This is a genomic window from Sphingobium indicum B90A, assembly GCF_000264945.2.
Lineage (GTDB): Bacteria > Pseudomonadota > Alphaproteobacteria > Sphingomonadales > Sphingomonadaceae > Sphingobium > Sphingobium indicum.
Genome location: NZ_CP013070.1, coordinates 2,896,949 through 2,920,135 on the forward strand (window position 1 = coordinate 2,896,949; position 23,187 = coordinate 2,920,135).

Below are 23,187 nucleotides of genomic sequence, written 5' to 3' on the forward strand. Positions count from 1 at the left end.
GCGATGTTCAGCCACGTCATGATCGGCACCGACGACGTCGACGAGGCCAAGATCTTCTACGACGCCGCGCTCGGCGTGCTCGACGTGCCGCCCGGCGTGATCGACGAGAAAGGCCGGCTCGTCTACATGCACAAGGGCGGGCGCTTCCTCATCACCCGCCCGATCAACGGCGCGCCGGCGACCTTCGCGAATGGCGGCACGCTCGGCTTCCACGCCGGCTCGCCCGAGTTGGTCGATGCCTGGCACGCCGCCGGCCTCGCCCATGGCGGCACCGCGATCGAAAGCCCGCCCGGCATCCGCCACGCGACCGAGGGTCGGACCGTCTATCTCGCTTACCTGCGCGATCCCGCCGGCAACAAGGTCTGCGCCTATTTCAAGGTGAGCGGCTGACCGGGCGAGTGGCGGCGCGCCAGAGGCTCGGGCACGTGGGCTCAGGCGCGAACCAGGCTCAACCCGCTGCTTGGCTTGACGGCCCGGCTCGGCTCGCCGCTCGCGCGCAAAAGCTCGCCCATGAAGCGCGCGACGTGGCGCACCTTGGGTGCCGTCCCCGTCTCCGAATTGGTGATCAGCCAGACCTCGCAGCTCGCCGTGCCGCCATCGACGTCGGGAAGACGCACGAGCTGCGGGCTCGCGTCGCCGAGGATGGTCGGCATCAGGCAGATGCCGAGCCCGTCCTCGCACATCTGGCGCAGCACGAGATAGCTGTCGGTGTAGCAGACGACATCGCCCGGCGGCAGCCGTTCGAGCGCCCAGGTGGTCTCGCCAACCAGGAAATCGTGGTCCTGGCGCATGACATGCGCCGAGAGCGCGACGATCTGGTGGCGCTTGCCCGTGAAGCGCGCGAGATACGCGTGGCTCGCATAGACGCCATAGGCCATGTCGGCGACCTTCTGGAGCTTGCCGCGCCCGCGCGTCGGACGCGCCAGCCGGACCGCGATGTCGACCAGCTCGGTCTCGAGGTCGACGAAATAATGTTCGGTGGTGATGTCGAGCTCGAGCGCGGGGAATTCGGCTCTCAGATCGACCAGCTGCGGGGCGATCCAGGTGGCGAGAAAGTCGAGCATCGTCACCCGCACGATTCCCTGCTGCTCCCAGGCCGAATCCGAGAAGACCCGTGCCGATACGTCCATCTGGATCGCGGCGTCGAGATAGGCCTGCATCGCGGGCACCACGGCATAGCGGCCGTCGCGGCGCGTGAAGAGCTGCGCGCCGACATTCTTCTCGAGCGTCTGGATGCGCCGCCGCAGCGTCGAATGATCGACTGACAGCGCCTGCGCAGCGCCCTCGAACGTGCCCGCCCGCTGGAGCGCCAGAAAGGCGCGGATGAGGTCCCAGTTGGTCACCCGATCCCAGCCCGGGCGTTCGGCGCGCGCGCCCTCATCCATCCTGCTCCTCGAGCAGCAGCACCGGCTTCAGCGTCGTGCCGGCTTTCGAATCGCTGGCCGCCTCGTTGATCTGCGCCAGCGGATAGAATTGCAGCAGCTTCTCGAACGGGAACCGGCCCTGGCGCCACAGCTCAATCAGCCGCGGGATGAAGACCTTGGGCACGCTGTTGCCCTCGATCGCGCCGGCGAGCGTCTTGCCGAGGAACAGGCTGTTGATCGGCAGCCGAAGCTCGGCATCGGGCGCGCCGACGCCGACCATGATGCACGTCCCGAGCGGATAGAGGCTTTCGACCGCTTCGGCGACGACGCTCGGGATGCCGGTCGTGTCGATCGCATAATGGACGCCGCCGCCCAGCGCCCGGATCTGGTCGAGCGCCGGGCGCTCGGCGCAGTGGACGGCGTGCGTCGCGCCCAGTTCCAGCGCGAGATCGAGCCGCGACTGATGGACATCGACCGCGATGATCCGCGTGCATCCGGCGACGCGTGCCGCCATCACCGCCGACAGACCGACCGCGCCCGAGCCGAACACCGCGATTGCGCTGCCGGGCTCGGCGCGCAGCACGTTCATGACCGTGCCCGCCCCCGTCTGGATACCGCAGCCGAGTGGGCCCAGCAGCCGCAGGTCGATATCCTTCGCGACCTTCACCGCGTTGCGCTGGTGCGCGAGCGCGTAGGTGGCGAAGCTCGACTGGCCGAAAAAGGCACCCGCCACCGGTGCGCCGTGCGCGTGGACGGGCGAAGTCCCGTCGGCGCGGCGGCCCGAGAAATTGAGCTGCATGAAGTGATGGCAGTAGGTCGGCTTGCCCTGGAGGCAATTGGGGCAGCTCCCGCAATGATGGCAGGTGAGCACGACATGATCACCGGGCTCGAACTCGGTGACCTGGTCGCCGACCCGCTCGACGATGCCCGATCCCTCATGCCCGAGCACGCACGGAAAGGGCGTCGGCAGATGCCGATCGCGGACCGCGAGATCGGTGTGGCAGAGCCCGCAGGCGACGATCCGCACCAGGATCTCGTCGCCTCGCGGCTCCTCGATGGCGATCGGGTCGATCGTCCAATCGCCGCCGGGTTCGGCCAGCAAGGCTGCAACGGCATCGATCATCTCTCACGCCTTTCTGCTCTTCGCATCGTGGTTCGCGCCGGTCCCGTGCGGGGGTTGGGCGGCGCCCGGGCGGATCGTCGCGTCTTCGCGCGCGATCAGGCCGCCCGGATCAGCGCTTTCGATTCCATGAACTCGCCGAACGCGGCCAATCCCCATTCGCGCCCGTTGCCCGACATCTTGGTGCCGCCGAACGGCGCCAGCGGATCCTCGCCGGCGCCGTTGAGGAAGATCATGCCGGCGTCGAGCCGGGCGCCGACCTCGGCCGCCTTGTCGTCGCTCGCCGACTGGACGAAGGCGGCGAGGCCATAAGGCGTGTCGTTGGCGATGCGGACCGCCTCGTCGAGATCGTCATAGCCGATCACGCAGAGCACGGGTCCGAAGATCTCCTCGCGCGCGATCCGCATGTCGTTGGTCACGTCGACGAAAACCGTCGGCTTCACATAATAGCCTTTGGACAGACCGTTGGGGCGGCCGCCGCCGCCGGCAAGCAGGGTCGCGCCTTCCTTCTGTCCGGCGTCGATATAGGATTGGATGCGCTCCCACTGGGTGCGCGAGACGACCGGACCCATATAGGCGTCGCCATGGGGGTCGCCGACCGTGATCCCCTGCAGGATGTGGGCGATGACCCCCTTGGCCTCCTCCATCCGCGATCTTGGCACCAGCATGCGCGTCGGCGCGTGGCAGCTCTGGCCGCTGTTCAGCATCAGCCGGTAGAGATTGCCCCCGATCGCGGCGCCGAGATCGGCGTCGTCGAGGATGATGTTGGGCGACTTGCCGCCCAATTCCTGGTGGACGCGCTTGACCGTATCGGCGGCGCGCTTGGCGACGTCGATCCCGGCGCGCGTCGAGCCGGTGAACGACACCATGTCGACGTTCGCGTGCTCGGCCAGCATCGCGCCGACCGTGCCGTCGCCGTCGACGAGATTGTAGACGCCCTTGGGGACGCCCGCATCGTCGAGGATCTGGGCAATGACATGGGCGGTGAAGGGCGTCAGTTCGGACGGCTTGTGCACCATCGTGTTGCCCGTCGCGAGGGCCGGCGCGATCTTGCACATGATCTGGTTGATCGGCCAGTTCCACGGCGTGATCAGCGCGACGACCCCGATCGGCTCGTGACGCACCATCGTCCGGTCCGACTGCCGCGTTTCGAACGGATAGTCGCGCAGCAGCTCGATCGTGGTCTGGAGATGCATGAGCCCGGTCGCCGACTGGGTCTCGAAGGCGAACTTGGCCGGCGCGCCCAGTTCCTCGACCAAAGCGTCGGCAAGCTCCTGGCGGCGCGCGACATAGGCGCCGAGCACACGGCCAAGGAGATCGATCCGCTCCTCGCGCGAGGTCCGCGAGAAGGTCAGGAAGGCGCGCCGGGCCGCTGCGACCGCATCGTCGACATCGGCCTTGCTCGCCACCCCGATGCTGCCGATAACCGCCTCGGTCGCGGGATTGACGACGTCGATGTGGCGCTCGCCGGTCGGCGTCCGCCACTGTCCGTCGACATAGATCTTCTGTGCCATATCCTGCTCCTCGGCGCGCGCTCGGGGTCTTCGCCCCAACTGTCCGTCTCGAGCAGGATGAAACAGATTTTGGCCGGCCCATGCTTGCGTGCAAGCGCAAGAGGTGTTCGCCGCGCGCAAAACTTTCGCGCATTTTTGCGTGGCCGCGCCGCAGATATGCGAGCTTTTCGAAAAGTCGCCCGGGCGACGGTGGCGGCGTGAGCGTCGGGCCGATCCTATTCGGTCAGCTGCGTGCGATAGGCGCTGGGCGATGCGCCGAATTTCGCGCGGAAGGCGCGGCTGAACTGCGAGCTCGACGAGAAGCCGTTGGCGAGCGCGATCGCAGTCAGGTTGCGCGCGCCGCCCGCCGCCTCGATCTGCTGCCGGCATTGCTCGAGCCGCAGATCCTGGATGAACTGCCGCGGCGTCATGCGGTGACGGCTGAATTCCAGATAGAGCAATCGCGACGAGATGCCGATCTCGCGGGCGAGGTCGGCTGGTCCGAACTCGCCATTGGCGAGATTGTCGAGGATCGCCTCGCGCGCCTGGCGCAGGCGATAGGGGAGATGCGACGGGCTGTTGCTGGCGAGCTCCTCGTGAAGCGCGGCCGCGTTGAAGAAGGAGCGCACGACGTCGCGCACGCCGAGCGCATCGAACGCCGGTTGCGAGCGCGCGCCAAGGATCGCGCGCAAGGCGGCCGCTGCCGCGTGGAGCGCGCTGTTCGACGGAATGACCGATCCGAACTGGCGCTCGACAAGGCGGGTCCAGCTGCCGAACGCCTCGCGATGGAAGGTCAGCGACAACATGCTGTAATTGGGCGACGTCTCGAGCTCATAGCCGCGTCCGGGCAGCAGGATGATCGCATCGCCCGGACGCACTAGCGCCTCGAGCTCGGGACCGGCCAGCCGGCTCGTTCCTTCGATCTGCCAGAGCAATTTCACGTCGTCATTGGCGCTGGCGCCGGGCGTCGGCACCGCCGACAGGAGGCCTGCCGAGGTGGCGCGCAGCGACACCAGCCGATGATGGCCCACCCGGCGCGCCATCATGCTTTGCGGCGCAGGCCCCGCCGACCGGCGCAGTCGATAATTGGGAAAGGCGTCGCGGAAGAGGTCGACAAAGGGCACGGCCGGGCTGCCGGCTATGATGTCCTGCGATGCGCGAGCCACCTGCATCCCTGCGACCCTCCGTCCAGGCGGAATGATAGCAGGAACGTCGTCGCCCTCAAGAAGCATAGATGTGCGTGCCGGAATGCTTTGTCCCGGACTGCGAAGAGACCAATCTGGGCCTTTCGTTCACCTGCCAGCTTGCTTGATCCGTTTATTGGTCGCGCGATCCCGCTCCCGTGTTGGTGAGGAGGCCCTATGCGTGGATGGACGATCATGATCGCGCTCGCCGCCATGCCGACGATCGCGTACGCGCAAGCAACCGTCGCGCCGGGCGCGACGCCAGCGGCATCCGCGCCCCAGCCTGGTCTCTATGGCCCGCCCGCCCCGGTCGCGCCGCCGTCGGCGGCTCCCGCCGCGCGCACGGCGTCATCGACCCCCGACCAGGCGGCCCCGGCGCAGCACCACAGGGGCCATCGGCGCGGCGGCGCCTATCTCGGCGCGGACGGCGGCATCACGCCGCACTAGGCGCGTTGTTCGCGCGCTCGAGCAGCTCGGTCATGAGATCGTCCGGCAGGAGCGGCTCGCGACCCAGCGCGATCAGGAAATTGACGACCTCTCGCGGCAATTCGCTGCTCGATTGCATGAGATACATCATCATCGTCGCCGCCTGCAGTTCCTCGCGCCGGCCGCCCGAGCTCCGCTCCTCGACCGCCTTCAGCACCCGGCTGAACAGGTCGCCGGTTTCCTCGGGCATCTCCGCGTCGGCGACGCCGTATCGCTCGGCCGCCCAGTCGAGCAGGCGCTGGACCTGCGGCTCGAGGTCGAGCAGCCGCCGCGGCTCGACATCGCCGCCCTCGAACGCCGCCAGCAGCGCGCGGTGCAGCGGCGCATAATTGGCCGGCAGCATCAGCAGCACCTTCTGGTCGAACAGATCCTTCTGGATCGTCCGAAGGTCGGCGGTCTTGAGCTCGCGCCGTTCGCGCCCGGGATGGATCGTGCCCGCGATCCGGACCCAATGCGCCCAAAGCCGCGCGACGACGAGCCCACGCGAGAGATCGTCGCGCCCGGATGCGGTGATGAGCAGGCGCCGGGCGTCGCGGATGCGCGCTTCCATCGTCTCCTTGCCGCTGAAGCCGCGCTTGAGCTGGCGCGCCGCCGCCTGGTCGGCCGAGACATCGAAGAAGCGGATCTCGAAGGCGATGTCGGGCCGCTCGGCGATGGCCTGCGAGATTGCCCCGAAGCGGTGGACCGCCTCCTCCTCGTCGGTGAAGCGCGGGCGCCGCCGGCCGCGCTGGTCCGGCGTCTCGCGCGTCCGGTTGGCGATCTCGATCACCACCATCCCGGGTCGGTCGGGCCCGGGCCGGTCGGGATCGGCCTCGCCGCGATCCTTGCGCTTGCCCACCAGGTCGAGACGCATCCCGTCCGAGCCGACCAGCGGCGCCGCAAACCCGAGCTCGCCGAGCGTCATGTCGGTCACCGGCTCGTAACCCGCGGCCAGAAGCTCGGCCTTCATCGCCTCGAGCTGCGTCGCCTCGTTCATCGTGTCACCGAGCGGCCATGGACCGGTGCGTCGCCGACCGACACGAAGACCGATGCCTGGTTCGCCAGCGCGGCATATGCTGCGGCGAACTCATGGGGCCGCAGCCTGCGCCCATCGATCCTGGTGCGATAGTCGATCTTGGTCCGCTGGCTGACCACGCGTTCGACGTCGCGATCGTCGTGAAGCACGCGATGCGCCTGCTTCGCCCCCGTGCCGGCCTTGCCGTCGAGGCCGTCGAGGATCGCCTTCAGGATGTTGTCGACGTCCTTCCTCGCATCGAGATGCTGATAGTAACGGATTGCGACCGAGCAGGGGCTCGCGAGGAACACGCCGGTCCATCCGACCCCGCGCACGCTCTCGGCGTGCACGTCGCGCCGCCAGTCGCGATAGGCGGCCGTCCCATAGCGATTGACCGAGACCGGGGAACCAGGGACGAAGAATTCATGGGGGAGCGAGCGCGGCGTCGTCATGGCGAGATCTCTGCCTCGCCGTCACGCATTCGCCAAGCCCGATGCCTATATCGCCCGTTTTGCGATCGCGATCCGGCCTTGCAGGAGAAGCACGATGAAATGGTGGCGCTGCGAACTCATCGACCAGACCGAGGCGGTCAAGCTCACGCTCGACGTGCTGCTCGACGCGAGCGACCATGTCGTCGCGCCTTTTCGTTATTATGGCGAGTGGGAGAGCCTCGACAGCGCCGAAACCTATCCGCTCGTCTTCCTGCGCGACGGCCATGCGGTCGACCTCGGCGAGGGTTGGAAGCCCGATCGCTACAATCATATGGAGCTGCACGGCGCGCGCCTGCTCGCGGGCGACGAGATCCTCTATTATGACAGCCCGACCCCAAAGGGTGAGCCCTGGGTCTTCATCGTGCGCGAGACGATCGACCTGGTCGAGCGTGCGCGACGCGCCGCGACGAGCGGCGGTGCCTGATCCGATCGCACGCCCGCTCCGCCTCGCGCGGTCCGCCGGCCGGCTTGCGCGCCATCGGCGGACGGCGAATAGCCAGGCGATGCGCACACTGCTTCTCGCCGGCCTCCTCGTTGTGGGTCTGATCCCCGCGCCCGCCTTCGCCTGGGGCGACAAGGGCCATGAGATCATCGCCACGATCGCGCGCGACCGGATCGCGCCCGCCACCCGCGCCTGGGTCGATGCGATCCTCGCCACCGACACCGACACGCTGACCGCGCCCGACATGGTCTCGCGCGCGACCTGGGCGGACAAATGGCGCGATTCGGGGCATCGCGAGACGGCGAGCTGGCATTTCGTCGACCAGGAGCTCGGCGCGCCCTCGCTCGACAGCGCCTGCTTCGGCCATCCCGCACCCGCCGTCCCGGCGAGCGCCGGACCGGCGCAGGATTGCGTCGTCGACCGGATCGACGCCTTCGCGCGCGAGCTCTCCGACCCCGCGACGGCGCCCGCCGAGCGCCTCCTCGCGCTCAAATATATCCTCCATTTCGTCGGCGACGTGCACCAACCGCTCCACGCGTCCGACCATCAGGATCGCGGCGGCAATTGCGTCCATGTGGGGTTGGGCGACCAGCGCACGACCAACCTCCACAGCTTCTGGGACACGGCCGTGCTCGCCCCGCTGGGGTCGGATCCCGCAGCGATCGCGCACCGCCTCGAGGGCTCGATCACGAGCGCGGACGCGCACAGCTGGGCCTCGGGCAGTGCGTCGTCCTGGGCGGTCGAGAGCTATGGCGAGGCCAAGGCGCATGCCTATACGATCGGCTCGCCCGCCGGCTGCGCCGGCGACCAGGCGCCGATCGCGCTCTCGTCCGCCTATCAGGCGCAGGCGCTCGCCATCGCCGAGCGCCAGATCGAACGCGCCGGCGTCAGGCTCGCCTGGTTGCTCGACACCGCGGCGGCGAAGGCCGGCGCAGGCCGATCCTGACCCGTCCCGGAGCGAGGTCGAGGCCCGGCGGCGGCGCCGCGCCAGGGCCGGGTATCGGCTCGGGCGTGCATGCCGTCGGGTGCGCGTGCTGGCGGCGGCCTGCTTCGGGGCGCGGCTGCGCTGCGAGGCGCTTGCGATGAGCCGGCGACGCTCACCCCGAGACCGGACGACACGATCCTGCCGGTCCATGGCGAGCGGACGACGGCCGGGTGCGGACCGGGCCTCGCGACAGCGCGCGCGGCGACGCGAGGCCGTGGCGAGCAGAACGGAGCCTCTTTTGCCTCAGGCGGCGGCTTCCCCCGATCGGACACGTCCCGAGGCCGGGCTGGTGCGAGGGGAGAGCAGGCTGCGGAGATGGCTGGCCGCCTGGTGGCGGTTCCTGGTTCGGGCTTGGTGACACGCAACGAAGCGAGGCGGTCGAGACACGTTCGCATGCGGTTCCCGGCAGGACATCCGGCGGGAGGTCCCCTCCCCTCTCTGTGCTGAACGACCTAAGTCGGCCGTCCGTCGCCTCCAACCCGCCCGCTGTTCGGGCCGAGTTGCCGTGTTTCACGGCTGCCCGCACCACCCCTCCATCAGGGGGTTTCCCGTCGCGGTGCCCGCTCCGGTGGAAGCGCCATCCTGGCCGCCTTTGACGGTGTTCAGTCGAGGGGACGGTCCCCCCGGCGAACATCAAGGAACCTCGAAATGCAGAACCTCGTCATCCTCGCCGGCAATGTCGGCACCGCGCCCGAGACCCGCAGCACCCAGGGCACCACCAAGATCACCTCCTTCTCGCTCGCCACCTCGCGTCCCAAGCGCGACAGCGAGGGCAAGGTCCTCAAGGACGGCGAAGGCCGCCGCCAGGAAGACACCGAGTGGCACCGGATCATCTGCTTCAACGGCCTCGGCAAGGTCGTCGCCGACAATGTCGAGAAGGGCCAGAAGGTCATGGTCACCGGTCGCATTCACTATACGCGCTGGACCGACAAGGACGGGATCGAGCGCTACGGGGCCGAGATCATCGCCGAGGACGTGAAGTTCCTCACCTACGGCAAGTCCCGCCAGCAGCAGGGCGGCCAGCGCGGCGAGCCCGAGGACGACATCCCCTATTGATCGCCCGACAGCTCAAGGCCCGGCGGCGCACGCCGCCGGGCCTCTCGGCTCTGGTCCGACGGGTCGGGTCGGACGACCCCAAGCGACCTCGAATTCACAACTATTGGTTTGAGGCGCGCGCGAGCCGCACCTACGCCTCGCTGGCGTCACCCGGATCGCCACTCCAGGCGAACGGCCTTCGCGAGGCGAACGCCATGGATCAGGATCAACGGCTGAAGCGTCTCGAGTTTCGCGCCTGGCATCGCGGCACGCGCGAGGCCGATTATCTGATGGGCGGCTTTTTCGACGCGCATGCGCCACGCTGGGGCGAGGCGGAGATCGCCTGGTTCGAGCGGCTGCTCGAGGAGGATGACGTCGACATCATGGCCTGGGCGATGGACATGCAGCCCGTGCCGCAAGCCTTCGATGGCCCGCTCATGCAGGCGATGCAGGTGCTCGATTATGTGCCGCTGCCGGGTTCGCCCGAATCCCGCAAGCATTGAGCTGCGCGTCCGGCGACGCCCTCAAACCAAAGCCACCTTGAGATCGTCGAGCACGCGCGCGAGCCCGCGCGCGCGCAGCAGCGGCAATGTCGCCCGGGCGGCGAGCACCGGCACCGCGCGATCATAGACCGCGACATTGACCTCGCCGTTCAGCCGCGAGGGATAGAGGATCCCGTCGACATGGGCCGGATGGTCGTGGATCGCGACCGACCAGGCGCGCGCGAGCGTCTGCGTCGCGCCGCGCGCGACATCGCTCGGAATGCCCATGCGGACCGGCCCGTCGCCGGTCAGGTCGATCAGCGTCAGCGCGCGCGTCGGCGCGACGAACGCGACGTTGCGGGCGTCCAACTCGGTCTCGGCGATCGGATAGTCGCCGACCAGCCCGTTGCGCTCGTCGCGCAGGATCGCCTCTAAGAAACTCACCTTGAGCGAGGAGCCGAGATAGACGAGCCCGAAGCGGTTGGCGGCGATCCGCCGGCGCGGGTCGCTGAACCGGCTCGGCGTCTTGCCGAAGCCGAGCGGGTCAGGATGGTGCGCGAAATAGATGCGGGTGTGGACCGTGCCCGCCGCCACGCTCGCCGTATCGAGCGCGACGCCGGCGAAGGCGGCCGTGGGCTTCAGCGACATTCAGGCGAACGTCCCCTCCGCCACGGCTTCGGCCACCGCGACCGTCTCGGCGCCGAGGCCGGACGCGAGCGCCTCGCTTGCGCTCAGGCCGTCGAGCTCGGGATGATGCTGGACGAGGAAGCGGTAGACCGCCCAGGCGTCACGGCCAAAGATCGCGAACAATTGGGGGATCTCGGCGAACGGCTTGCCGTCGGCGCCGATCTGCCAGACCGGATAGCGATAGCCGCGCGTCGCCCCCTGCAGCGCCAGCACCTGCTGTGCCTGGCGCCACTCATTGACCGTTCCGCGGGTCGCATCGACATGGCGCGCGAACGCCTCGCCGGTCAGCATGTCCTGTCCGGCCAGGATCTCGGCGACCCGATGGCGCCCGCGCGCGCGCGCTGACTCGAGCGCCTCGCCGAGCGCGGCCTCCTCGGCGGCGTCGATCTCGAACTCGTCGCCTTGTGTGTCCGGCGCCTCGGGCGCCGCGACGATCCGCGGCGCGCCATTGGGCTTGACCTCGACGATGAACTGGAGCGGCGTCCGCGCGCTGCGGCTCCGCACCGTCGCCGCGCGCAACGCGTCGAGCACCACCGCCACCGAGTTGGTCGACAAAGCGAGCGCGCGCCCGATCTCGCGGGTCTCGGCAGGCGGCGTCCCGGCCTGCTCGCTGACCGTCAGCCACTCGCCGGTGCGCGCGTCGCGCATCGCGTACCGCGTCGTCCTCGCGCCGTCGCGCGCCTTCGCCTTGATCGCTACGTCCTTCATGGCTCCGATATGGGCGGTTTCGTGCATTTCGTCAAGTTCGTCCGATTGGTACGATCTCGCATGTCTTCGTAGCAGGGGTGCGCCTCCCTGTCCCGGATCAGCGTTCCCGGATCAGTCGAGCTTCTGCGCCACCGTCAGCAGCCGCTCGCGCAGCCAGCGATGCGCGGGGTCGGTGGTGTTGCGCGGATGCCAGTACATCATCTCCTCGAGCGGACGCAGCTGATAGGGCAGTTCGCGGATCGAGATCTCCTCAAGCCCCGACAGGCGCTTGGTCGCGCGTTCGAGGACGAGGCTGATCAGGCTGGTGCCCTGGATCAGGAAAGGCGCGAGCAGAAAGCTTTCGACCGTCACCTCGATGCGCCGCGCGATTCCCATCTCGGCGAGTTCCATGTCAGCGGTGTTGAGCTGGCGCTCGGCGCCGATCGAATAGATGAGGTGGGGAAGTGCGAGGAACTGCGTCTTGTTCATCCGCTTGCCGCCGCCGACATGCCGGTCGACCGCGCACAGCCAGCGGTCGCTGAACAGATGCTGCGAGGGATAATCCTCCTCGGGGAAGAGCGCCTTGGGCTCGATCACCAGGTCGGCCTTGGCCATGCGCAGCGCGCCCGCCGGATCGCTGGTCCGGGGCAGCAGGTGGATGGTGACGTTGGGCGCCTCGGTCGAGATCGCGCGCACGAAAGGCGCGAGCAGGATCAGGATCGCATAGTCCGACGCCGAGATCGAGAAGGTGCGCGCGTCGGCTCTGTTGCAAAAATCGTGAAGCTTGAGCATGCTTGGCGGAGATTGGACGGACGGAACGATGACGGATTTCAAGTGGCGCCATTTCCAGGGTGATGTGATCCTGTGGGCGGTGCGCTGGTATTGTCGCTATCCGATCAGCTATCGCGACCTTGAGGAAATGCTGGCGGAACGCGGCATTTCGGTCGACCATACGACGATCTATCGCTGGGTCCAGTGCTACGCCCCGGAGATGGAGAAGCGGCTGCGCTGGTTCTGGCGGCGTGGCTTTGATCCGAGCTGGCGCCTGGATGAAACCTACGTCAAGGTGCGGGGCAAGTGGACCTACCTGTACCGGGCAGTCGACAAGCGGGGCGACACGATCGATTTCTACCTGTCGCCGACCCGCAGCGCCAAGGCAGCGAAGCGGTTCCTGGGCAAGGCCCTGCGAGGCCTGAAGCACTGGGAAAAGCCTGCCACGCTCAATACCGACAAAGCGCCGAGCTATGGTGCAGCGATCACCGAATTGAAGCGCGAAGGAAAGCTGGACCGGGAGACGGCCCACCGGCAGGTGAAGTATCTCAATAACGTGATCGAGGCCGATCACGGAAAGCTCAAGATACTGATCAAGCCGGTGCGCGGTTTCAAATCGATCCCCACGGCCTATGCCACGATCAAGGGATTCGAAGTCATGCGAGCCCTGCGCAAAGGACAGGCTCGCCCCTGGTGCCTGCAGCCCGGCATCAGGGGCGAGGTGCGCCTTGTGGAGAGAGCTTTTGGCATTGGGCCCTCGGCGCTGACGGAGGCCATGGGCATGCTCAACCACCATTTCGCAGCAGCCGCCTGATCGGCGCAGAGCGACAGCCTACCTCTGACTGCCGCCAATCTTTGCAACAGAGCCCGCGGGCACGTCGCCATAGGCATAGGCGATGCATTGATGGGCGGAGAGGTCTTCGGCGGAGGCGGGCATGCCGCGCGCGGCGAGATAGGCGGGCCGCGCCACCAGCAGGCGGGGCAGCCTGCCCAGCGGATGGACCACCAGCCTGTCGTCCCCGACCGGGCCGACGCGCAGGGCAAGGTCCAGCCGGTCCTCCACCATGTCGCGTTGCCAGTCGGTCATGGCGCAATCCAACTGGAGCGCCGGATAGCGGGAGGTCAGTTCACCCAGACGCTCGACATAATGGAGGCCGAGCGCGGTGGTGAAGCCGATGCGGACCAGCCCGCCCGGTTCGCCCCGCACCGGGCCGAAATCCCGTTCCGCGCCCTCCAGCGCGTCCAGCATGGCGCGGGCGTGGGCCAGCAGGCGGTCGGCTTCGGGGGTGGCGATCAGCCTGCGGGTGGTGCGGTGGAAGAGGACCGCGCCGAAATGCGCCTCCACCTGGTCGAGGCGGCGGGCGACGGTGGTGTGGCTGGCGTGCAGTTCTTTCGCCACGCGGGAGAAATTGGGCTTTTCGCAGAGGCGGACGAATGTCCGCAGGGCGATCAACAGGTCCGACATTTGAACGGGACTCGCACGGATATTGTGCGGCTTATCCTTATTGTCTCCAGCCCGGAAAAGCCAGATGTCCCACCGTCAGCAATCGGAGAAGGATGCCCCATGTCGAACCGCATCGCCCATGCCGGGCTGGCCGCCAGGCGCCGCACCGCGCAGGAGGCCGCCGCGCTGATCCAGGACGGCATGGCCGTGGGGATGAGCGGCTTTACCGGGTCGGGCTATCCCAAGGCGGTGCCGCTGGCGCTGGCGGAGCGGATGACCGCCGCCCATGCGGCGGGCGAGCCTTTCCGGGTCAAGGTGTGGACCGGCGCGTCGACCGGGCCGGAACTGGACGGCGCGCTGGCGCAGGCCGACGGCGTGGAGTTCCGCCTGCCCTATAACAGCGACCCCATCGCCCGCGAGCGGATCAACAGCGGGCATATGCAATATTTCGACATGCATCTGAGCCAGGTCGCGCCGATGGCGTGGCAGGGTTTTCTGGGCGATCTGGACATCGCCGTGATCGAGGTGACGGGGATCGCCGCCGATGGCGAACTGATCCCGTCCGCCTCCGTCGGCAACAACAAGACGTGGATCGACCGGGCGAAGGGCGTGATCCTGGAGGTCAATCGCTGGCAGAACCCGGCGCTGGAGGGGATGCACGATATTTATTACGGCACGGCGCTGCCGCCGCATCGCGTGCCCATTCCGCTGGTGCGGGCGGACCAGCGCATCGGCCAGCCGACCTTCCGCTGCGATCCCGGCAAGGTGATCGCGGTGGTGGAGACCGACGCGCCGGACCGCAACGCCCCCTTCAAGGCGCCGGACGGCAAGGCGCGGGCGATTGCCGGGCATCTGCTGGAATTTCTGGGCCATGAGGTGAGGAAGGGCCGCCTGCCCGCTTCGCTGCTGCCGCTGCAATCGGGGGTGGGGAATATCGCCAATGCGGTGCTGACCGGCCTGATCGACGCGCCGTTCGGGGACATGGTCGCCTTTACCGAGGTGATCCAGGACGGGATGCTGGACCTGCTCGACGCCGGCAAGCTGCGCATGGCGAGCGCGACGTCCCTGTCACTCAGTCCGGAGGCGGCGGCGCGGCTGAACGCCGACATGGGGCATTACCGGGACCGCATCGTCCTGCGGCCGCAGGAGATCAGCAATCATCCCGAACTGGTGCGGCGGCTGGGCTGCATCGCGATGAACGGTCTGATCGAGGCGGACATCTACGGCAACGTCAATTCGACGCATCTGATGGGGTCGCGCATCCAGAACGGCATCGGCGGGTCGGGCGATTTCGCGCGCAACGCCTTCCTGTCGATCTTCATGACGCCCTCGACGGCCAAGGGCGGGGCAATTTCCGCCATCGTGCCGCATTGCAGCCATGTCGACCATATCGACCAGGACGTGCAGGTGATCGTGACCGAACAGGGTCTGGCCGACCTGCGCGGGCTGGCGCCCCGGCAGCGGGCGGAGGTCATCATGGGGAAGTGCGCGCATCCGGACTTCCGGCCGATGCTGAAGGAGTATTTCCGGCGGGCGATGGCGGGGTCGTACGGGTTGCAGTCGCCGATGCTGCCGGGCGAGGCTCTGGCGTGGCACCAGCGGTTCATCGATACGGGGACGATGCGGGGGTAGGGAATTGGGAGATGTGGTCCGTCCATAATCCTCCCTACGCGCAGCGTGGGGAGGGGGACCATGCGAAGCATGGTGGAGGGGAAATTCGGAGGTCGCGCCTCTTCCCCTCCACCACGCTTCGCGCGGTCCCCCTCCCCATCTACCGATGGGGAGGAATAAGATAGGGCCGCTTTACACCCCAAAACCGCCGCAAAATGAGAGGGGCCGCTGGAGTAAAGCCTCCAGCGGCCCGTCATTGACATGGTCAGCGGCCGGAAGTGCCGCCCATGGGAAACGTTGATCGCGCTATTTTCCAGATGCGGCGCTTCGCCCGCGAGAACGCGGCCGACAGTCGCCTCTATTCTGGAAAACCGACGCTATGGCGTCGCTCAGCGGCGCGTTCCCCGAATGGACTTGACCGACCCCATTGCTGAACCATGAGACATCGGATCACCTCCTTTCGCTAGTTGAAGCCCCTATAGCCGTTCCCGGATACTGGTCCTTCGCCGTCTATGAAATGATATGTGAATCAGACGAGCCGCCACTTCAAGGCTTGTAAAATTCTTTTTTCGAATCATACTTCTGCGTCCGCCTTTCGCAGGCGATTTGCGGCAGAATTCGTCCGAATTGCCTGAAATCAACGGCTTAGCCGCGGCAGTCCTCGACGACGCGGCCGACCTCCGCCCAGCTTGGCAACACCAGCATCTCCAACCCCTGCACCTCGACCGCGAAACGGCCCCGGCTGTAGGCGATCTGGTCGAGCGTCGCGTCGCTGGCGGCGCGGGTCGCCTCTGTCGCCGCGATGGTTCCGGGGGCGGCGCCGGCGGGCCAGTTGACCGCACCATAGCTGGTCCGCACCGTCATGGCCGCCTGCGCCGCGCCGGGCCGCAAAAGGGTGATGCGGCGCGTCGGCCGGTCGCAGCGGATGATGAGCAGACTGCCTTGCCCATCCGCGCCGAACAGGGCGGCCGATCCGGCGCCGTCGAGCTGATAGCGCCAGTCGCCCGCGGTCGTCGCCCGGTCCTGCCAGTCGGCCGGCGGGGGCGGAGGCGGAGCAGGCCGGGCCGCCGGGGTCGGCCTGGGCGCGGGCGCGGGAGCAGGCGCGCGCTGCTGGGGCGCGCCGACGCAGGAGGCCAGCAGGACGAAGGCGGCCGTCGGCATGGCGGAGGGCAGAGTGAAGCGCATCCCGCCTCCATGCCTCAGGCGACGGGATCGCATCAACCCGAAAAGGGCGGAGCGACGCGTCGGGCGGGCCGAAATAAACGGCTGCGGAAGCGCGGGATTTCGCCGCTTTCGTCCCCTTCCGTCATTGACAGCCAAGGGCCGAATCGCTAAGGGCACCCCTTCCCGACACGCTGACGAGCGGCAGTGCAGTGGCACTGGCCGTCTTTTTTGCGTCTTGGGGGCCTATCGAATCGGTTGTCGTCCGCCTAAGGACGTCAGCCCGGACGCTTTGAGATGGGGCGGCGCCAACCGCCCCGTGGAGCAGGAGTACAGATTACCATGGCACGTATTGCGGGTGTCAACATCCCGACCAACAAGCGCGTGATCATCGCGCTCACCTACATCCACGGCATCGGCCGCAAGACCGCCGTCGACATCGCCGACAAGCTGGGCATCGACCACAGCCGCCGCGTTCAGGACCTGTCCGACGCCGAAGTGCTGCAGATCCGCGAGACAATCGACGCCGACCTGACGGTCGAGGGCGACCTGCGCCGCGAGACCGCGATGAACATCAAGCGGCTGATGGACCTGGCCTGCTATCGCGGCCTGCGTCATCGCAAGGGCCTGCCGGTCCGCGGCCAGCGCACGCACACCAATGCGCGCACCCGCAAGGGCAAGGCGAAGCCGATCGCTGGCAAGAAGAAGTAAGAAATAGTCCGGGGGACTATTTCGTCTTCTTCTCCGCCGGAGGCAGCTCTCCCCAAGCGAGACGCCTCCAGCAACATAAGATTTCTGTAGGAAGAGCTAAAAAATGGCACGCGAACCCCAGCGCATCAAGCGCCGCGAACGCAAGAACATCTCGGCCGGCGTCGCGCACGTCAACGCCAGCTTCAACAACACCATGGTGACCATCACCGACGCCCAGGGCAACGCGATCTCCTGGTCCTCGGCGGGCATGATGGGCTTCAAGGGCAGCCGCAAGTCGACCCCCTACGCCGCGCAGGTCTGCGCCGAGGACGCCGGTCGCAAGGCCGCCGAACATGGCGTGCGCACGCTGGAAGTCGAAGTGAAGGGTCCGGGTTCGGGCCGCGAATCGGCCCTGCGCGCCTTGCAGGCCGTCGGCTTCCACATCACCTCCATCCGCGACGTGACGCCGATCCCGCACAATGGCGTGCGTCCTTCCAAGCGCCGCCGCGTCTAATAAAGACGCGCGGCTTGTCGGCGGGCGGCGGACGCGTCGCCCGCTCACCCATCTGCATCGGTCGGAACGTCCTGTCGGGTCAGGATTTTGAACGTTTCGGCCTCATCCCCAGGGGAAATACATGACTGTCAACATGAAGAACTGGCAGGAATTGAAGAAGCCCAACAGCCTTGAAATCAAGGTCGCGGGCGACGGCAGGCGCAAGGCGACCTTCGTCGCCGAACCTCTGGAGCGCGGCTTCGGCCTGACGCTCGGCAATGCGCTGCGCCGGGTTCTTCTGTCCTCGCTCCAGGGCGCGGCGGTCACCTCGATCAAGATCGAGAACGTCCTCCACGAATTCTCCTCGCTCGCGGGGGTGCGTGAGGACGTCACGGACATCGTCCTCAACATCAAGCAGGTCGCGCTCAAGATGGAAGGCGACGGTCCTCGCCGTCTCCAGCTTTCCGCCACCGGCCCCGCAGAGGTGCGCGCGGGCGACATCACCACGGTGGGCGACATCGAAGTGATGAACCCCGACCTGGTGATCTGCCACCTGGACCAGGGCGCGACGCTGAACATGGAACTGACCGCCGACGTCGGCAAGGGCTATGTCCCCGCCGTCGCCAACCGTCCGGCGGACGCCCCGATCGGCCTGATCCCGATCGACGCGCTCTACTCGCCGGTCCGTCAGGTCGCCTACAAGGTCGACAATACCCGCGTCGGCCAGGAACTGGACTATGACAAGCTGTCGCTGACCGTCGAGACCGACGGCACCGTCACGCCGGAAGATGCGGTGGCCTATGCCGCCCGCATCCTGCAGGACCAGCTTCAGTTGTTCGTCCACTTCGAGGACGCGCTGCCCGCCGCCGCTCCGGCTGCCGGCGCCGCCGCCGGCGGTTCGGCCAGCGAGGGCGAGAGCGACGCGAACCAGATCAACCGCTATCTGCTCAAGAAGGTGGACGAGCTGGAACTGTCGGTCCGTTCGGCGAACTGCCTCAAGAACGACAACATCATCTATATCGGCGACCTGGTCCAGAAGACCGAGGCCGAGATGCTGCGCACCCCGAATTTCGGCCGCAAGTCGCTGAACGAAATCAAGGAAGTGCTGTCGTCCATGGGCCTGCGCCTGGGCATGGACATCCCCGGCTGGCCGCCGGAGAATATCGAGGAAATGGCCAAGAAGCTCGAACAGGAGCTGCTGGGCTGAAAAGAACAGGCCGTTCGTCCTGAGTAGCCGCTGAGCGAAGTCGAAGCGGTGTATCGAAGGACTGAGTGCAGCGCGAAGTGCTTCGATACGGGCCTTCGGCTTCGCTCAGTCCCTACTCAGCACGAACGGAGCCAGGTGATGGGCACGACCTAAACTGTGCCTGGTCTGGGGTACCTCGCACGGCCCCTTAACGAACGGAAGGAAGAACATCATGCGTCACAAGGTTGGTCATCGCAAGCTGCAGCGCAGCGCCGGGCATCGCAACTCGCTGCTCCGCAACCTCGCGGCTTCGCTCATCAAGCATGAGCAGATCCTGACGACCACGCCCAAGGCGAAGGAACTGCGTCCCTATGTCGAGAAGCTGATCACCCTCGCCAAGAAGGGTGGCCTGTCGAACCGTCGTCTGGCCCATGCGCGCCTGCAGGACGATGCGCAGCTCACCAAGCTGTTCGACGTGCTGGCCGAGCGCTACAAGGATCGCAACGGCGGCTATACCCGCGTGATCAAGGCCGGCATCCGCGCTTCGGACGCGGCGCCGATCGCGATCATCGAACTGGTGGACCGCGACGTCGACGCCAAGGGTCAGGATTCCGGTCCGGTCCAGAACGCCGACGCCGACGAACTGGAAGCGGCTTGATCCGCTGACGGTTCGCGCAAGCGGGCAGATGAAGAGGGCCGTGGCTTCCGGAAGGGGGCGCGGCCCTTTTTCTTTTTGGGGGCGTGGATGCGCGGGGCGTTGAGCCATTCGGTTAGCCCCCTCCCCCGGCCCTTCAAACGAGTCACGTGCCTCGTTTGAACCTGGGAGGGGTGAAGACGCGGTCGCGGAAATATTCTTTGTTTTCTTGCCTTTCCGCGCCATGAGAAGCCAGAGAATGGGAATGGGATTTCGGGGGGATCGGATGCGCGCCTTTGGCTGCTTTGCTTTGGCGGCGCTGTTGTTCGCGGCCCTCCCCGCGCAGGCGGAGCCGGATGCGGCGGTCGCTGGCGCTTCGGAACTGCGCTATCCCGCCGCCCGGCGGATCGACCTGGTCGAGGATCATTTCGGGGTCAAGGTGACCGATCCCTATCGCTGGCTGGAAAACGACCTGCGCGGCGATCCCGCCGTGCGCGACTGGGTGGCGCAGGAAAATGCCCTCACCCGCCGCTTCATCGACGGCCTGCCGGGGCGCGACATCCTAAAGCGGCGCATGCAGGCGCTGTTCGCCCATGGCCGCTACACCATCCCGCGCAAGGCCGGGGGGCGCTATTTCTACGGCTATAACAAGGGGCTTCAGAACCAGACGCCGCTCTATGTGCGCGAAGGGCTGACCGGGCGGCAGCGGCTGCTGATCGATCCCAATGACTGGGCGGAGGACGGGTCGGACGCGCTGGCGGAATGGGCGCCCTCCCCCGACGGCCGTTTCCTGCTCTATGCCGTGCAGGAGGCCGGGAGCGACTGGCGCACGCTGAAGATACTGGACGTGGCGACGGCCAGGCCGCTGGAAGACGTGGTGCAGTGGGTGAAATTTTCCCAACTCGCCTGGGACGGGCGGGGTCAGGGATTCTTCTATTCCCGCTTCGCCGCGCTGCAGGACGGGGCTGACCCGCGATCCTCCACCGTGGGGCAGCAGCTTTTCTATCATCGGCTGGGCACGGCGCAGGCGCAGGACCAGCTTATCTACGCCACGCCGGACCAGCCGCGCCTCGGCCACACGGCGCAAGTGACGCAGGACGGGCGCTGGCTGGTCATCGCCAGTTTCCAGGGCACCGATCCGCGCCGCGAACTGCATGTCGCGGAACTGACCGGGGGCAAGGTGAAGGTCCGGTCGCTGGTCAGGGGCATGACCAACGACTGGCGGCTGATCGGCAGCCGGGGGCCGACGCTCTATTTCATCACCGATCAATATGCCCCGCGCCTGCGCGTCGTCAGCATCGACGCCCGCCATCCCCGCCGCAGCGGCACGCAGGTCGTGGCGGAGCGCGGGGACACGCTGGCGGGCGGATCGCTGGTGGGGGACCGGCTGATCCTGGCCTATCTGTCCGACGCGGAGACGGTGGCGGAACTGGTCGGCCTTGACGGGCGGAAGGTCAGCGACGTTCCGCTGCCCGGCATCGGCACGGCGGCGGGCTTCGGCGGGCGCGACGGCGATCCCGAAACCTTCTTCAGCTTTTCCGGCTTCACCACGCCGTCCAGCATCTACCGCTTCGACACGGCGACGCTGCGCTATGAACTGTTCGCCCGGCCCGACCTGCCCTTTAACCCCGACGATTACGGCATAGAGCAGGTCAGCTATCCATCGAAGGACGGCACGATGATCCCGATGACGGTGATCCGCAAGAAGGCGCTGGCGCTGTCGAAGACGCCCGCGCCGACCATCCTCTACGGCTATGGCGGCTTCAACATCGCGCTGACGCCCGGCTATTCGGCGACGCGCATGGCGTGGCTGGAGCAGGGGGGCGTCTATGCCATCGCCAATCTGCGCGGCGGCGGGGAATTCGGCAAGGCGTGGCACGATGCGGGCCGTCTGGCCAACAAGCAGAATGTGTTCGACGATTTCATCGCGGCGGGCGAATATCTGAAGGCCAACGGCTATACGGCGAAGGATGGCCTCGCCATCGAGGGGCGGTCCAATGGCGGCTTGCTGGTGGGCGCGGTGGTGAACCAGCGGCCGGACCTGTTCGCCGCCGCCCTGCCGGCGGTGGGCGTGATGGACATGCTGCGCTTCGACCGCTTCACCGCCGGGCGTTACTGGATCGACGATTATGGGTCGCCCGACCGGGAGGAGGATTTCCGCCTGCTCCACGCCTATTCGCCCTATCACAACATCATGGGCGGGAAGGATTATCCGGCGATCCTCGTCACCACGGGCGATACCGACGACCGGGTGGTGCCCGCGCACAGCTTCAAATATGCGGCGGCATTGCAGGCGGCGGAACTGGGGCCGAAGCCGCGCCTGATCCGGATCGACACCAAGGCCGGGCATGGCGCGGGCAAGCCCGTGGACAAGCTGATCGACGAATATGCCGACAGCTACGCCTTTGCCGCTTATTATGCCGGGCTGAAACTGGACGCGGCGCCGAAATAGCGGGGACGTTCAGGCCTCCGACAGCCATAGGGGCCTAGCCACCGGCAGAATTCTGCTGAGGGACGAGGGTCATGAACGAGATGAGGTGGATGACGGGTTCGCTGATCGCGCTGGCGCTGCTGACGGGAGGCGTCGCATCGGCGCAGGCCTTCCAGCCGCGGAACGGCGCGCCGCAGGAGCAGGACGACCTGTCGGACGAGGCACAGCCGCCCGCAGATGACCCCGGCCCGCCGCAGGCGGACGACGACTTCTCCGACGTGGTGGCGGCGGACCAGGAACGTGGCGGCGCGGCCGCGCCCTCCGAGCGCTACGGCTCCCAGGACGATCCGGCAGGCGCAGCCCCCGCCGACCGGGAAAGCGAGGATGCGATCACCTATTGCGCGCTCGCCGCCCGCGACGAGGCCGAGCGCGACGGCGGCTATGCCGAGGTGCGCCAGGTGCAGGAACCCCGCGAGACCCGCAACGGCTATGACGTGGAGGGCGATGTGGAGATTCGGTCCGGCTGGCGGACGCAGGACGGCCGTTCGCGCCACTTCACCTGTTCGGTGCAGAATGGCCGGATCGCGGACCTTTATTTCCGGCGGGACCGCGCCGCCCGATAGGCGAGCCCGGTTCGCCGCAGCGCGGCCACGCTTTGCCCTATCCCGTTTTACGTCAATATATTAGCATCGACGCGAATCAGGGGGAGTCAGGGGTGGCCGCGTTCCTTTTCGCGACCGAGAACATCGTTTTCGTCTCGGCGATCGTGCTGATGCTGCTCGTCGGGGCGGTGCAGGCCATCGGCATTGCGGGAGACTTCGATCTCGACATTGACGGCGATGCAGACCTGCTGGGCTGGCTGGGCGTCGGGCGCCTGCCGCTGTTGATGCTGCTGGCGATATTTCTGGCGCTGTTCGGCATGATCGGGCTGATCGGCCAGCATCTGCTGCTCGATTTCGCCGGTGCCATGCTGCCGCCGCTGATCGCCGCCCCCGCCGCCCTGATGACCAGCCTGCCTGCGACCGGCTTTGCCGCGCGGCGGCTTGCTCCCCTGCTTCCCCGCGATCAGAGCAGCGCCGTGCCCCTCGATGCGCTGACCGGCAGCTTCGCCCGTATCGTCACCGGGGTGGCGCGGAGCGGCTCCCCCGCGCGCGCCCGGGTCGAAGATGGCTTTGGCCAGGCGCATTATATCATGGTCGAACCCGACAATGCCGGCCAGACGCTGGAAGAGGGCGAGACCATCCTGCTGGTCCGTCGCGAGGATCATATCTTTCGCGCCATCTCGCATGGCGACCATTATCTGCCCCGTCTCTAGG

The 23,187-nt window shown here is 67.3% G+C and carries 26 protein-coding genes; 15 read left to right on the forward strand and 11 right to left on the reverse strand.

The window, feature by feature from the left end:
- Window positions 1–3 precede the first annotated feature (3 nt).
- Window positions 4–390: a VOC family protein gene (locus SIDU_RS14140; protein ID WP_007682346.1), complete on the forward strand. Its 387-nt coding sequence runs from the start codon at window positions 4–6 to the stop codon at window positions 388–390.
- 41 nt (window positions 391–431) lie between these two features.
- Here SIDU_RS14140 and SIDU_RS14145 read toward each other — a convergent pair whose 3' ends face one another.
- The 4 genes from SIDU_RS14145 to SIDU_RS14160 form a co-directional block, all read right to left on the reverse strand.
- Window positions 432–1,385 (reverse strand): LysR family transcriptional regulator, encoded by a 954-nt coding sequence (locus tag SIDU_RS14145; RefSeq protein ID WP_007682349.1) that lies wholly within the window; start codon window positions 1,383–1,385, stop codon window positions 432–434.
- Window positions 1,378–2,487, reverse strand: coding sequence for an NAD(P)-dependent alcohol dehydrogenase (locus SIDU_RS14150; RefSeq protein ID WP_007682352.1), 1,110 nt, complete (start codon window positions 2,485–2,487; stop codon window positions 1,378–1,380). Before SIDU_RS14150 ends, SIDU_RS14145 begins: the two co-directional genes overlap by 8 nt.
- A 95-nt stretch (window positions 2,488–2,582) precedes the next feature.
- Window positions 2,583–3,998 (reverse strand): aldehyde dehydrogenase family protein, encoded by a 1,416-nt coding sequence (locus tag SIDU_RS14155; protein ID WP_007682355.1) that lies wholly within the window; start codon window positions 3,996–3,998, stop codon window positions 2,583–2,585.
- 215 nt (window positions 3,999–4,213) lie between these two features.
- Window positions 4,214–5,143, reverse strand: a complete 930-nt coding sequence (locus tag SIDU_RS14160; protein WP_158514634.1) for an AraC family transcriptional regulator — start codon at window positions 5,141–5,143, stop codon at window positions 4,214–4,216.
- Between the two features lie 213 nt (window positions 5,144–5,356).
- Here SIDU_RS14160 and SIDU_RS14165 point away from each other — a divergent pair, with 213 nt between their 5' ends.
- Entirely contained in the window at window positions 5,357–5,608 is a 252-nt protein-coding gene (locus SIDU_RS14165; protein ID WP_148663261.1) for a hypothetical protein, read from the forward strand.
- On the opposite strand, the gene SIDU_RS14170 is transcribed toward SIDU_RS14165, so the two are convergent.
- On the reverse strand, window positions 5,595–6,623 hold the full coding sequence (locus tag SIDU_RS14170; RefSeq protein ID WP_007682367.1) for a hypothetical protein: 1,029 nt from the start codon (window positions 6,621–6,623) through the stop codon (window positions 5,595–5,597). The two genes, SIDU_RS14165 and SIDU_RS14170, sit on opposite strands and share 14 nt — an antisense overlap.
- Window positions 6,620–7,093 (reverse strand): RusA family crossover junction endodeoxyribonuclease, encoded by a 474-nt coding sequence (locus SIDU_RS14175; protein ID WP_007682369.1) that lies wholly within the window; start codon window positions 7,091–7,093, stop codon window positions 6,620–6,622. Before SIDU_RS14175 ends, SIDU_RS14170 begins: the two co-directional genes overlap by 4 nt.
- 94 nt (window positions 7,094–7,187) lie before the next feature.
- Between SIDU_RS14175 and SIDU_RS14180 the strand changes: the two genes are divergently transcribed.
- The 4 genes from SIDU_RS14180 (at window position 7,188) to SIDU_RS14195 (ending at window position 10,097) form a co-directional block, all read left to right on the forward strand.
- The gene (locus tag SIDU_RS14180; RefSeq protein WP_007682371.1) at window positions 7,188–7,556 is read left to right on the forward strand and encodes a hypothetical protein; all 369 of its coding nucleotides are present in this window, start codon (window positions 7,188–7,190) and stop codon (window positions 7,554–7,556) included.
- Window positions 7,557–7,635: 79 nt separating this feature from the next.
- Window positions 7,636–8,520: a S1/P1 nuclease gene (locus SIDU_RS14185; protein ID WP_039979393.1), complete on the forward strand. Its 885-nt coding sequence runs from the start codon at window positions 7,636–7,638 to the stop codon at window positions 8,518–8,520.
- Between the two features lie 687 nt (window positions 8,521–9,207).
- Window positions 9,208–9,615, forward strand: a complete 408-nt coding sequence (locus SIDU_RS14190) for a single-stranded DNA-binding protein (RefSeq protein WP_007682374.1) — start codon at window positions 9,208–9,210, stop codon at window positions 9,613–9,615.
- Between the two features lie 194 nt (window positions 9,616–9,809).
- On the forward strand, window positions 9,810–10,097 hold the full coding sequence (locus tag SIDU_RS14195) for an FAD assembly factor SdhE (protein WP_007682375.1): 288 nt from the start codon (window positions 9,810–9,812) through the stop codon (window positions 10,095–10,097).
- Between the two features lie 21 nt (window positions 10,098–10,118).
- Here the strand turns inward: SIDU_RS14195 and SIDU_RS14200 are convergent, their stop codons facing one another.
- From SIDU_RS14200 to SIDU_RS14210, 3 genes are all read right to left on the reverse strand, one after another.
- Complete coding sequence (locus SIDU_RS14200; RefSeq protein WP_007682376.1) at window positions 10,119–10,724, reverse strand: RES family NAD+ phosphorylase; 606 nt, start codon at window positions 10,722–10,724, stop codon at window positions 10,119–10,121.
- Window positions 10,725–11,498 carry a DUF2384 domain-containing protein gene (locus tag SIDU_RS14205; protein ID WP_007682377.1) on the reverse strand — a complete coding sequence of 258 codons (774 nt, stop codon included), beginning with the start codon at window positions 11,496–11,498 and terminating at the stop codon, window positions 10,725–10,727.
- 84 nt (window positions 11,499–11,582) lie between these two features.
- Window positions 11,583–12,242, reverse strand: a complete 660-nt coding sequence (locus SIDU_RS14210) for a LysR substrate-binding domain-containing protein (protein ID WP_007682378.1) — start codon at window positions 12,240–12,242, stop codon at window positions 11,583–11,585.
- Between the two features lie 28 nt (window positions 12,243–12,270).
- Here SIDU_RS14210 and SIDU_RS14220 point away from each other — a divergent pair, with 28 nt between their 5' ends.
- On the forward strand, window positions 12,271–13,035 hold the full coding sequence (locus tag SIDU_RS14220) for an IS6-like element IS6100 family transposase (protein WP_001389365.1): 765 nt from the start codon (window positions 12,271–12,273) through the stop codon (window positions 13,033–13,035).
- An 18-nt stretch (window positions 13,036–13,053) separates the two neighbouring features.
- On the opposite strand, the gene SIDU_RS14230 is transcribed toward SIDU_RS14220, so the two are convergent.
- On the reverse strand, window positions 13,054–13,686 hold the full coding sequence (locus tag SIDU_RS14230) for a LysR family transcriptional regulator (RefSeq protein ID WP_007686661.1): 633 nt from the start codon (window positions 13,684–13,686) through the stop codon (window positions 13,054–13,056).
- Window positions 13,687–13,785: 99 nt separating this feature from the next.
- On the opposite strand from SIDU_RS14230, the gene SIDU_RS14235 reads away from it, so the two are divergent.
- Window positions 13,786–15,297, forward strand: coding sequence for an acetyl-CoA hydrolase/transferase family protein (locus SIDU_RS14235; RefSeq protein WP_007686662.1), 1,512 nt, complete (start codon window positions 13,786–13,788; stop codon window positions 15,295–15,297).
- Between the two features lie 624 nt (window positions 15,298–15,921).
- Here the strand turns inward: SIDU_RS14235 and SIDU_RS14240 are convergent.
- Window positions 15,922–16,461: a hypothetical protein gene (locus tag SIDU_RS14240; protein WP_007686664.1), complete on the reverse strand. Its 540-nt coding sequence runs from the start codon at window positions 16,459–16,461 to the stop codon at window positions 15,922–15,924.
- A 318-nt stretch (window positions 16,462–16,779) separates the two neighbouring features.
- Between SIDU_RS14240 and rpsM the strand changes: the two genes are divergently transcribed.
- The 7 genes from rpsM (at window position 16,780) to SIDU_RS14275 (ending at window position 23,186) form a co-directional block, all read left to right on the forward strand.
- On the forward strand, window positions 16,780–17,148 hold the full coding sequence (gene rpsM / locus SIDU_RS14245) for a 30S ribosomal protein S13 (protein ID WP_007686665.1): 369 nt from the start codon (window positions 16,780–16,782) through the stop codon (window positions 17,146–17,148).
- A gap of 103 nt (window positions 17,149–17,251) precedes the next feature.
- On the forward strand, window positions 17,252–17,641 hold the full coding sequence (gene rpsK / locus SIDU_RS14250) for a 30S ribosomal protein S11 (RefSeq protein WP_004208752.1): 390 nt from the start codon (window positions 17,252–17,254) through the stop codon (window positions 17,639–17,641).
- A gap of 121 nt (window positions 17,642–17,762) precedes the next feature.
- Complete coding sequence (locus tag SIDU_RS14255; RefSeq protein WP_007686674.1) at window positions 17,763–18,827, forward strand: DNA-directed RNA polymerase subunit alpha; 1,065 nt, start codon at window positions 17,763–17,765, stop codon at window positions 18,825–18,827.
- Window positions 18,828–19,038: 211 nt separating this feature from the next.
- Complete coding sequence (gene rplQ, locus SIDU_RS14260; protein ID WP_007686677.1) at window positions 19,039–19,464, forward strand: 50S ribosomal protein L17; 426 nt, start codon at window positions 19,039–19,041, stop codon at window positions 19,462–19,464.
- A gap of 262 nt (window positions 19,465–19,726) precedes the next feature.
- Window positions 19,727–21,892, forward strand: coding sequence for a prolyl oligopeptidase family serine peptidase (locus SIDU_RS14265; RefSeq protein WP_007686679.1), 2,166 nt, complete (start codon window positions 19,727–19,729; stop codon window positions 21,890–21,892).
- A 71-nt stretch (window positions 21,893–21,963) separates the two neighbouring features.
- Window positions 21,964–22,494, forward strand: a complete 531-nt coding sequence (locus SIDU_RS14270; RefSeq protein WP_007686681.1) for a hypothetical protein — start codon at window positions 21,964–21,966, stop codon at window positions 22,492–22,494.
- A 92-nt stretch (window positions 22,495–22,586) separates the two neighbouring features.
- Complete coding sequence (locus SIDU_RS14275; RefSeq protein ID WP_007686684.1) at window positions 22,587–23,186, forward strand: YqiJ family protein; 600 nt, start codon at window positions 22,587–22,589, stop codon at window positions 23,184–23,186.
- Window position 23,187 lies beyond the last annotated feature (1 nt).

Bases quoted from the DNA above. Each gene is read 5' to 3' on its own strand.
- rplQ (WP_007686677.1), top strand. From the start codon at position 19,039: ATGCGTCACAAGGTTGGTCATCGCAAGCTGCAGCGCAGCGCCGGGCAT.
- SIDU_RS14165 (WP_148663261.1), top strand. From the start codon at position 5,357: ATGATCGCGCTCGCCGCCATGCCGACGATCGCGTACGCGCAAGCAACC.
- SIDU_RS14150 (WP_007682352.1), bottom strand. From the start codon at position 2,487: ATGATCGATGCCGTTGCAGCCTTGCTGGCCGAACCCGGCGGCGATTGG.
- SIDU_RS14265 (WP_007686679.1), top strand. From the start codon at position 19,727: ATGCGCGCCTTTGGCTGCTTTGCTTTGGCGGCGCTGTTGTTCGCGGCC.
- SIDU_RS14235 (WP_007686662.1), top strand. From the start codon at position 13,786: ATGTCGAACCGCATCGCCCATGCCGGGCTGGCCGCCAGGCGCCGCACC.
- SIDU_RS14170 (WP_007682367.1), bottom strand. From the start codon at position 6,623: ATGAACGAGGCGACGCAGCTCGAGGCGATGAAGGCCGAGCTTCTGGCC.
- SIDU_RS14240 (WP_007686664.1), bottom strand. From the start codon at position 16,461: ATGCGCTTCACTCTGCCCTCCGCCATGCCGACGGCCGCCTTCGTCCTG.
- rpsM (WP_007686665.1), top strand. From the start codon at position 16,780: ATGGCACGTATTGCGGGTGTCAACATCCCGACCAACAAGCGCGTGATC.
- SIDU_RS14210 (WP_007682378.1), bottom strand. From the start codon at position 12,242: ATGCTCAAGCTTCACGATTTTTGCAACAGAGCCGACGCGCGCACCTTC.
- SIDU_RS14200 (WP_007682376.1), bottom strand. From the start codon at position 10,724: ATGTCGCTGAAGCCCACGGCCGCCTTCGCCGGCGTCGCGCTCGATACG.
- rpsK (WP_004208752.1), top strand. From the start codon at position 17,252: ATGGCACGCGAACCCCAGCGCATCAAGCGCCGCGAACGCAAGAACATC.
- SIDU_RS14270 (WP_007686681.1), top strand. From the start codon at position 21,964: ATGAACGAGATGAGGTGGATGACGGGTTCGCTGATCGCGCTGGCGCTG.
- SIDU_RS14175 (WP_007682369.1), bottom strand. From the start codon at position 7,093: ATGACGACGCCGCGCTCGCTCCCCCATGAATTCTTCGTCCCTGGTTCC.
- SIDU_RS14230 (WP_007686661.1), bottom strand. From the start codon at position 13,686: ATGTCGGACCTGTTGATCGCCCTGCGGACATTCGTCCGCCTCTGCGAA.
- SIDU_RS14255 (WP_007686674.1), top strand. From the start codon at position 17,763: ATGACTGTCAACATGAAGAACTGGCAGGAATTGAAGAAGCCCAACAGC.
- SIDU_RS14220 (WP_001389365.1), top strand. From the start codon at position 12,271: ATGACGGATTTCAAGTGGCGCCATTTCCAGGGTGATGTGATCCTGTGG.
- SIDU_RS14140 (WP_007682346.1), top strand. From the start codon at position 4: ATGTTCAGCCACGTCATGATCGGCACCGACGACGTCGACGAGGCCAAG.
- SIDU_RS14155 (WP_007682355.1), bottom strand. From the start codon at position 3,998: ATGGCACAGAAGATCTATGTCGACGGACAGTGGCGGACGCCGACCGGC.
- SIDU_RS14180 (WP_007682371.1), top strand. From the start codon at position 7,188: ATGAAATGGTGGCGCTGCGAACTCATCGACCAGACCGAGGCGGTCAAG.
- SIDU_RS14145 (WP_007682349.1), bottom strand. From the start codon at position 1,385: ATGGATGAGGGCGCGCGCGCCGAACGCCCGGGCTGGGATCGGGTGACC.
- SIDU_RS14195 (WP_007682375.1), top strand. From the start codon at position 9,810: ATGGATCAGGATCAACGGCTGAAGCGTCTCGAGTTTCGCGCCTGGCAT.
- SIDU_RS14190 (WP_007682374.1), top strand. From the start codon at position 9,208: ATGCAGAACCTCGTCATCCTCGCCGGCAATGTCGGCACCGCGCCCGAG.
- SIDU_RS14185 (WP_039979393.1), top strand. From the start codon at position 7,636: ATGCGCACACTGCTTCTCGCCGGCCTCCTCGTTGTGGGTCTGATCCCC.
- SIDU_RS14205 (WP_007682377.1), bottom strand. From the start codon at position 11,498: ATGCACGAAACCGCCCATATCGGAGCCATGAAGGACGTAGCGATCAAG.